Below are 9,425 nucleotides of genomic sequence, written 5' to 3'. Positions count from 1 at the left end.
ACGTTTTATGGCTGAGTACCGAGTCCGGGAAGATTGGGGGCGCTTACGAGGAATTTTACTAGGAAGTTGGCAATTTACCCTAGGAATAAGCTTATGTATATGCCTGATCAGCATGGGCATTATCAGAACACTAGACTACTACCGAAATATTAGTTATGCCAATATCCTCTATATAGGTATTTGGCTAGTTCCTCTTCAAGCATTGATGCTTCTTCACGAAGATATGTCGAGAGGAGCTAATAGTCTTATTCTGGGTTATACTCCCTCCAAAATAGCGTGGCCACTTCTAGCGATCGCGGGAGGATTCTATTTGGGAAAACAAGGCGATATGCTAGACAGCACTTCCATGACTGAATTTGCAGTTATCGCTTTGAGCTTTGTTGTGGTCTTACAGTGGATGTTGTTATGGAATCGCTTTGATCAAGAAATAATTTCTAGCCATGCCATTTATGAACCTCGACAGTGGTTAAAAGTTGCACTTCCTTTCTTACTGATTCAATCGTTCCGAGAAATTTTGACCGAGAGCGATACTTTAATGGTAGGGGGAATCCTTGGTAGTTCTGCTGTAGGAGTTTATGATGCTGCCTGTAAAACTGTTTTATGGGTCAATCTTATTCTAAAGAGCGTCAATCTGTTAGCTGCTCCAGCTTTCACGACGTTATATACGCAAAAAAATTTACCCGATTTGCAGAAAATTGTTTCTGCGATCACTTGGTGGATTTTTTGGCCTTCTTTAGGGATTTCTATTGCATTTATCTTACTTTCACAGCCTATTCTTGGATTATTTGGTCCTGACTTTATCAGTGGAAGTTGGGCTCTACGAATCTTAGTTTTTGGACAACTAATTAGTGCCATCTGCGGCTCTGTGGGTAATCTGATGATGATGACTGGACATCAAAATGATACCTTGGTTGCTTCTGGTAGTTGCGCTCTGATTAATCTTGTTGGCAATGCCATTATGATTCCCCTCTTTGGTTTGGCTGGAGCTGCCTTCACAACAATGTTCACTTTGATTCTGTGGAATGTCTGGCTCAGTGGCTTAGTTGTGCAAAAGATTGGCATTTACCCCTCCATCTTTGCTAGTTTATTATCCAAACCTGAGGCTTGCTGTGAGCCCCAAGATTAAGCAATTGCCTGGTCTATCATTTCATAGTAAGCTTCAAACACGGGATATTTATGACGAATAAGTTCTACATATTCAGTTTTTCCTTGCTTAATTTGATGGATAACTGCACGGCTGTAGGCATAAACTGGGTCGGTTTCCAGAATAGTTTTTCCATGGGAGAGTTTAAAATGAAATAATCTATCTAAATTCTCAATTTTGGGAAACCAAATAGCTTCTCCTCCGTTGATCAGGACATCCAGGTAAATCTGGAATGCCTGGGTAAGACTGGGGCGAATAAATTTTGGTAATTGCTCAAGTGGTATTGGACTTTTTAAGGGTTGGTGAAGCTGCCTCGAACGTAGCGCTCTTGCGAAAGCTGGATTGCTAAGCTGGGTGATATCTTCTGCAGAAAAGTTACTTGGTTCTCGCAGTGGTGAGGGTAAGATCCCAAGAATAACTAGAGCCCGTTGTACGGCTAGCAAGAACTGATCTGGGAACAATTGTGCATCTGTTGCATCAAACAAAATTAGTGGCGTTTGGGTCACTGAGCAGGCTTGAATTACTTTTGGGATTGCTTGCCATCCTGTTCTGTATGTTTCCAAGGGCTCGTGTAGGAGTTTCGGCAGCTGATAGAGTTGTGACCATGGCAATAAGCTGCTCTGTTCAATCATCACATCCCAGCCAGGAAAACCAAGTTCAGCCACGTGATGATCTAACTCTTCTGGGGAATTTTTTTGTCGAGCTTCTTGCCAAATTTCTAGCTTTTGATTGTGATCGATACAGCGATGAATAGCAAAGTTTATCCTAAAAAAATGGGAGTCAAATTCTGGATTGGAAAAGTCTTTAGCGTGATTAGCTTTTTGTACTTTTATCAGTTCCACAAAAGACTCTGGAATATCAGTTTTGAATGCACTGAGTTGTAATTTGGAAAAGTCACCGGTGTTTTTGGCAAGTTCTAATTGAGTACGATTGGATTCTAGAATATAGCGCTCGAGAATCAAATCAAGCGTTGTAGTTACTTGTGAGGCAAAAGTAAGTGCTGGGTTCCGAATTTGGAGCAGTTGTATATCAATCAGAGCCAAAAAGTTTTGCCACTGTTGTTTGCTGAAATGATGGCTGTTGTTTTTGCTGAGGACTTGCAGGGGAATTTGACGGAGATCTCGTCCGGTTGCAGTAGCTTGAGATTCATGGTGCTGGACGAGGTGCAACAAATGCTCGTAGCCCCCTACAATTCGTTGTTCTCCCCAGGAGAATGATTCATTTAAACTGATATCAAATAGGTAGCCTGGTTGATTGGGGATCTTTGAAGGCTGAGTACTCAGCATTCTAGCGATCGCTGTCGTTAGGCTCCGAGCAACTCCTCCTGTCCCAACCATCCGTAAGTGGCCTTGCGTTTTTCGGTGATGTAAATCAGAGAAGGTCATCTTGTAGGAATTACTCAAAACAAGTTATCTCAAATTGTTATCTCAATACTGGCTGGTAACGATGTTTAACCCGAAATACTAAAACCAAACTTTAGTTGATTCTGTGCAAGTTTGTGATGATCAGGTTTGCCGTCAAGCCATAAACGATGAAACTTACGCTTTGCACCTTGATTTTCCTTGAATGGTTTGCGGGTGTGTAAGATTCGGGTATTATCCATGATCAGAATTTCTCCCGGCTGAAGTTTGTACTGTAACTCGTCTGCCCCATTCTCAAGGTAACCTTGAATAAGATTGTAAGCTTGAGCTACCTTTGGTTTGGCTTACACTGTAACCTGATGATCGCTGGGTCGATAAGTCAACATCACGCGATTATCTGCGCGTACAAAAACAGGACCTCGGTAAACTTCACCATCAACGGTTGTCGTTACTACAGCATCAGGTTCAAAGAGTGCTGGAAGTCCAATGGGATCCTGTTCTTTTAGAAAATTGTAGAGAGTTTCGGCTTGGACAACTTGAGATTCTCCCCCGGTGTCGGCGGCAACAATGCACTGCAGGGCAACAACTTTGGGAGGAACTGGCATAAAACTCCCATCAGTATGAAAGTCAAACGGTTGCCCTGTTAAAGCAGTGTAGTTTGCTCCAGGCGTGGGTGTTACAGTTACGATGCCGTCATCATCAGAAATACGGTGAGGCATAATCTGACCAAAATGTGAGCCTATATCAAGCAGGTTTTGCCGAAAGTTAGAGACACCATCGCAAGCAATGATAATGCAACCAAACTGATTGAACACGTCCAGAAGCGCATTAAGCATTGCCTTAGACATTTGGCTAATTTGCTCAACTCGAAATCTGATTAAATTGGGATCTTCGAGACATTGGCTATCTGCCACACCGTTATCCATTTGGGGAAACATCGGTAAGAGATCTTGTTCTATCAGACTCAAAACGTCCGATGTCGAATAACTACGCTGTTCTTGAATGGACAACTCTTTGAGAGAGGTTCGGAGTTGCTCGTAGCATTGTTGGGGCAGTGACTGATTTAAATGACGCTCAAAGAGATATTTGAAATTACTCGCCCCACTGCACTTGCCAAACCAGATTTCTGGTTCCTGATCAGGAAAGATTGTGTAGCTATGGCGATCGCACAGCAATGAATGGAGATGGATACCCGTTTCCTGCCTATGAGTTCCAGGAGAGTAGGGAGGATTGGCTCGGACTCCGAGACGAGCTAAAGCCTCTGTGACAGCTTCCAAAGCACTATAATTAATTCCTTCAACTTCCCAGCCCCAACGCATTCTTAATCCATCTAAAACCTGCTCTAAAGGGGCATTCCCTGCACGTTCTCCAATTCCCGAAAATGTTCCAGAAACGGCGATCGCGCCTGCATGGATAGCCTGGAGAGTATTTTCAAGTGCTAAACCCATGTCATTGTGAAAGTGTACCCCTAGGGGAGCACCATTGGTCACTTCCAAAAGATTACTAAGCCAAAAATGGGTCTTTTCTGGGGTTAGACATCCCACTGTATCAGCGAGTAAAAAGAATTCTACATAAGGTTCAAATTTCGAAATACACTGAGTTAAAAAATCAAAATCTGCACGGCTTGCATCCTCTGCACCAAAATAAACTTCTAAGCCACGATCACGTGCATACTCCAAGTGCTTTAATGTCTTTTCTAGCATAGACCAGCGAACTTGCTCAATCACGCTTATCGGAATATCATCATCAATCGTTTTACCTTGATATTCCAGCTGGCTCTGCACTTGCTTGTCTCGCAGAAATAGTAGCCGATCCGATACAGCATGAAATAATAAAATTTTCTGAACGCCAGTCTCCAAAGATTGATCAATAAACTTAGTTCCCATCATCGTCATAGCAGTAATCTTATCAGCCATACCTTTGCTCATAAGTTCGTTAACAAGGTAAGCTTCTGTCGGATGAATTGCTGGCATGAGATTGATTTTGTGAACCCCAGTAGCTGCAATCATATCAGCAAGATTCGCTTTAGTTTCCCGATCAAAGAAAAGTCCTGCTTGCTGTTCCCCATCCCGGAGTGTATCATCATAAATAGTAATCTTTATGGACTTCATTATTTTTTATCCTTAAGTTTTAGAAAGTCAATTACATCTGAAAACCCAATTTTACTAGATGCCTATTCTATTGTAGTGAGCTTGGACACCTTAAATGTTGCTTTATAAAAATACTATGATCTAGTTTGAAAAATGGTTTAGCGGAAAAGTTTAGCTGAAAAATTTATTGAACTATTTTAGTTGTGCCAGTCTAGTAGTTATTAACAAAATACTAGATAGCACAAATATGCTTATCCAGCACACTTGAAAAGAATAGCACAGTAATCGATTGAATGTTGTAAAAAATGTACTTGACAAACGAAAATATTTATATATCAAAAGCTTTTATGCCATCAAGGCTATCTCAGAAACCCTCAACCCTCAAGGGGTTAACCGGCATTAGTCAAACCTTAAGAGCTGATTCGCAAAGTAAATCTTAAGAAGTCTGAAAGCCTTGCTATGACAGGGTAAACGCATCTTATTTGGTATAAATGGTAACATACAAAAAATTGATTAACTCAATTTTTTGTGAAATTCGAATAAATCCCATCCTAAAGCAGTTTTTTTTGTTCAAAGTCAACAAATTTTCCGCTGACTTTGAACAAAAATCAAAGTCGGATTTGCGTACGAAACCAGAATGTAGAGTACTCTCAAATCGACCAAGGATAACACGGCCAATAATTGAGAATAAGTTGCGCTTATTGAGAATCAACAGGGTAATTCTAGATTTTTGATACTATTGTTTATTTTTTCACTGTAAATTTTAATACAAATTTAGATGCGTTTACCCTGCTTGCTATGATTGTCTTTTGGTTATTAAATAGTTCAATTGTTCTATTTTAGCGCAAGCTTTATCCTACAAGGATTACAGCGAGTTTACGAATCAGCTCTAATAAATCCAGTAATTTCTTAATAGAGGTTACAAATCGTGCGACAATCAAAAATTATAAATAGTTAAGGGATTTGAGCTTTCATCAGCAACAACCGAAAACTCAACCGAACTCACTTGATATGTAAATACTAACTACAATTTTCTTATCCTGATTATCCTAATCTAGAGCAACTGACCAATAAAAAATGACCCAATAAAAAGTTACAAAGAGATGCAGCGCTATGTGACAAGCGCGCATCATTCCCTATTCCCTATTCCCTGGGCGCAGCACAATAACTTTTCTGTTACCGAAACATCCGCTTGGCAATTTCGGAAGCAATTTGCTGACCTAGACGTTGAGTTTCCTGCTTTAACAAAAGTTCCAGCATCTTCGGTACCGATTCTAGGTCAAACCTAGAGGATTCAATAATCATAGCCCCAATCTTTTGCATCCGCTCCAGGTTAGGAGACTCTAATTTTCCAGTTACATTAACCGCCAAGCCCACCGATGCAGTTATCTGCCCAAGAGTCTTGTATGAAAGATTCTCTAAACTGGTAACCATCTCTTCAACCAGAGCATTACGCAAGATACTCCCTTGCTCGGAGTAGAGAAATTCTAACCCCTGGTTTAGGAGCGCACTAATATCAAACTTCCTACTTGTGCGCACCTGACCTAATAACTCCTCCAAAACATGCCATTGAATTCCACCATCTTGATACACAATTTCCTGTAAACAAGTCCTTAATTGGGGGGATGAATCCGTCAACAGCCGTTGGGCAACATAGGGATAAGTTTCATTGAAGGGCTGAAAATTGGGATTGAGCTTAATCGCTATCCCTTCTAAAGTAGCGGCACTGCGGAAAATCAGGAGGTAGTAAGTGGGTAATTTAAATGGATATTTATAAAGCAAGGGGGATAGCTTCCGAATAATACGATTAAAGCCGAATGTTGACACAGTAGCTTCCATCACCCCACCAAAAATATCAGTGAGTTCAGGAATCAGCGAGGTCACATCTGTCTCCGGTGGCAAAAAGTCCAGCTTCACATAGTCTTGTGCTAGACCTTCAAAATCACCAATAACAATATGGACAACCGATTCCAGTAAGCGATACCGATAAGACGGTTCTACCGAGCTCATCATGCCAAAGTCAAGATAAGCCAATTTCCCATCAGGGGTAGCCAATAAATTGCCAGGGTGAGGGTCAGCATGGAAGTAACCTTCCTCTAAAAGTTGCCGCAAGCAACACTGAAATCCTACATCAATCAGGGTATTCGGGTCTAATCCCTGGGCTTTAATGGTTTCTAGTTCCGTCAATTTAGTCCCAGTGATCCACTCCATGGTTAACACCCGCCGCCCCGAGTATTGCCAATATATACGTGGTACAGCGATATTGTTAATGTCACCATAAAGTTGGGCAAATCGTTCCGCATTGCGACCTTCCTGGGTATAGTCCATTTCTTCAAACAAGCGAATAGCTAGTTCGTCGATAAGTGCTACTAGGTCGCTGTGAACAAAGGAGATTGATTCTTGGGCCCATGCTGCTATTTTCCGCAGGATATATATATCTAGGGAAATACACTCCACCAGACCAGGGCGTTGCACTTTTACTGCTACAATTTCACCAGTTTTGAGTGTCCCTTTGTACACTTGTCCTAGGGAAGCAGCAGCTACGGGTTTGTCGCTCAGTGAGCCATAGATGTTGTTATAGTTATCCCCTAATTCTTCTTCAATTAACTGATAGGCAATGTGATTAGAGAAAGGAGGTAATTGGTCTTGTAATTTAGTGAGTTCCTCTAAATAAATAGGAGGAACAATATCAGGACGACAGGAAAGGATTTGTCCCAATTTAATGAAGGTTGGACCAAGTTGAGTCAGCTTTTCACGAAATTCCCAGGCTCGTTGAGGTTGATTTTGGGCAAGGCTACCAGTGACGAAATCCCACCCTAGCCTGATGCTAAAGGTAATCAATGCCCCTACCAAAGCCATCCTGCGTCCCCAGACTAGCCGAGAACGCTGGCGGTAGTAGTCAGAAATGGTTCTTGGCTCGTACTGCAAGGTTAGTATTTTAAGATTTGTTAAATAATTACAAGAAAATTATCTCTTGAACTTTGCGGTTGGTCAAGGGGTAGGGAGTAGGGAGTAGGGTGTAGGGTGTAGGGAGTAGGGAGTAGGGAGTAGGGAGTAGGGTGTAGGGAGTAGGGTGTCGTGAAAGGCGGGAAATGGGGAGAAAGACTGGTGTAAAAAAAGCGATGTGGCCTTCGGCCTCCGCTTCGCGATGAAGCGTTCGCGAAGCGTGGCCAAAGGCCTCAGCTTCCGCTAAAAGCGATCGCACTATGCCAAGTCAAACCTGACAAATAGCGCGATCGCTTTTATCGAATTCCCCAAGCCAAAACCCCGTGTTCTGAGGCTTTTAGGTGTATGATTTTAAGATTTATGCAGAAGATAGAGAAATTGAGGGAGGACTGAACTGTCCACCACGAACTGAGCTTTCTTACGACCTTTAGCTGAGGCGCGGACGTTTTCCGTCTCCGTGCTGTTGCTCCTGCTGCTTGCCTACGCCCACGCTTACTCGCACTCAGTTGGGGCTTTTTATTCAGCTTCTTTTTCCCTCGTAACTCTTCCTCCAATTCACCGATGCGCTTGGGACTTCTCTTTATTTTGCAACTCCCGAGCTGCTATCATTTCAGCCTGTTGCCCGACAAGCACACGCAGCTTCTCGACCTCATGAAGGTCGGTGAGTTGGTCATCTTTCACTTGCACGGGGTTTTCAGTCATATCTTTGTTGAACCAGATTTATGCACTCTTGACAAGGGGGCCAGCTCAATACCCATTTGTTTGAACCCACAGCGGTTATTGAGAATTTACAAGCGATCGGTTAGAGTTTAGATTGAACTGTTTTAACCTTGCTGGCCCACTACGCCTAGAAAAAGGGTTTTAAGTCAAAAAATTCAGAAATTATTCTTGGAAATAGTCTTATTTACAGAAGCAGTTTACAGGCGAGCTAATCAATAAGCAGATTATCCAGTTAACTACGCTCTTAAACAAGTAAAGGAGATAAAAATGGTGAATATGGCAATATAATACTAAAAAAACACACCAATCAAGTTAGTGATTTTTAGAAACTTTCAGTAACTGGTTATACAGGTGGAGGTGAGTTAAAAATAAAACCGAGGTATTTAAGAATAACACAACAGAGTGGATCGATAACGGTACCAATTTAACTGGATATCAGGGGTTACTCAAGCCATAAAAAAATAAATTTGGGTAAGAGACGGATGCCCCACTAATCCGTTTGCAAAAATTAAAAGCAGAATACATACAACCAAAGCAAATTGATCTAAATGCTGGAAATTATAGTGAAATAATAGATTATCTCAGCCGTTGTCGAATTGCACGATATGGTGATTGTGATGTTAACGCAATAGAAGCAGCGTTGATATTGGCAAATCAAGGCAAGATAAGCCGTGAGACGATACAGATAGTAACAGATCAAAAGTGGGGACATACTTATGTAAAGATTAAGCCCCATGGAAATGGTAATTGGAAAGTAGCTGTGGATATTATAGTAGATCCATGGGCAAATTATATAGCTACGAACGTCTTTCAAAGGAAAGTGTATGTACCAAAAGAAGAGAAACTGTCCAGCGGGGAATCAACGTTAACAAGGATGAAAGTGGCTGAAAATTTCATCAGAAATAAATATGAGTACCAGGCAAATGATGAAATACTGAAGGTTCTGAAAGTATAATGAGCACGATCGCTCTTTTGTAGTGCGATTGGCCTACGGCCAATCGCTGATCGTTGATGTCGACCCAGCGATCAGCCGTTGGACCCGCTTCGCTGCCTCCGCTGGCCTGGGTTCCGATGAACGGCAAGCGGTCAAGCACACCGCCTAACGCAGCTCCGAACCGAGGCCCCGACAGTACGACCGCCCCCAGGCCGAGCGCAGCGACGAAC

The 9,425-nt window shown here is 42.1% G+C and carries 7 protein-coding genes and 1 pseudogene; 2 read left to right on the top strand and 6 right to left on the bottom strand.

What is annotated here, in order from left to right; all coding sequences use genetic code 11:
• Positions 1 to 1,126 (top strand): lipopolysaccharide biosynthesis protein (locus tag F6J94_RS24290; RefSeq protein ID WP_293044882.1); only part of this gene is annotated, 1,126 nt, incomplete at its 5' end.
• Here F6J94_RS24290 and F6J94_RS24285 read toward each other — a convergent pair.
• From F6J94_RS24285 to F6J94_RS24265, 6 genes and pseudogenes are all read right to left on the bottom strand, one after another.
• Positions 1,123 to 2,547 (bottom strand): hypothetical protein, encoded by a 1,425-nt coding sequence (locus F6J94_RS24285; protein WP_293044881.1) that lies wholly within the window; start codon positions 2,545 to 2,547, stop codon positions 1,123 to 1,125. The two genes, F6J94_RS24290 and F6J94_RS24285, sit on opposite strands and share 4 nt — an antisense overlap.
• Before the next feature lie 47 nt (positions 2,548 to 2,594).
• Positions 2,595 to 2,831: pseudogene (locus F6J94_RS34410) on the bottom strand (TauD/TfdA family dioxygenase); the annotation flags it as partial.
• Positions 2,832 to 2,849: 18 nt separating this feature from the next.
• Complete coding sequence (locus tag F6J94_RS24280) at positions 2,850 to 4,616, bottom strand: TauD/TfdA family dioxygenase (protein ID WP_293044879.1); 1,767 nt, start codon at positions 4,614 to 4,616, stop codon at positions 2,850 to 2,852.
• Between the two features lie 1,155 nt (positions 4,617 to 5,771).
• Positions 5,772 to 7,523: an AarF/ABC1/UbiB kinase family protein gene (locus tag F6J94_RS24275; protein WP_293044877.1), complete on the bottom strand. Its 1,752-nt coding sequence runs from the start codon at positions 7,521 to 7,523 to the stop codon at positions 5,772 to 5,774.
• Between the two features lie 28 nt (positions 7,524 to 7,551).
• Positions 7,552 to 7,800 carry a hypothetical protein gene (locus F6J94_RS24270; RefSeq protein ID WP_293044875.1) on the bottom strand — a complete coding sequence of 83 codons (249 nt, stop codon included), beginning with the start codon at positions 7,798 to 7,800 and terminating at the stop codon, positions 7,552 to 7,554.
• Positions 7,801 to 8,096: 296 nt separating this feature from the next.
• Positions 8,097 to 8,243, bottom strand: a complete 147-nt coding sequence (locus tag F6J94_RS24265; protein ID WP_158517248.1) for a hypothetical protein — start codon at positions 8,241 to 8,243, stop codon at positions 8,097 to 8,099.
• Positions 8,244 to 8,760: 517 nt separating this feature from the next.
• On the opposite strand from F6J94_RS24265, the gene F6J94_RS24260 reads away from it, so the two are divergent.
• Positions 8,761 to 9,216, top strand: coding sequence for a hypothetical protein (locus tag F6J94_RS24260; protein WP_293027520.1), 456 nt, complete (start codon positions 8,761 to 8,763; stop codon positions 9,214 to 9,216).
• Positions 9,217 to 9,425 lie beyond the last annotated feature (209 nt).

Source organism: Moorena sp. SIO1F2, assembly GCF_010672755.1.
Lineage (GTDB): Bacteria > Cyanobacteriota > Cyanobacteriia > Cyanobacteriales > Coleofasciculaceae > Moorena.
Note: the sequence above shows the minus strand (reverse complement) of the source record. Positions and strands in the feature narration are given on the sequence as shown.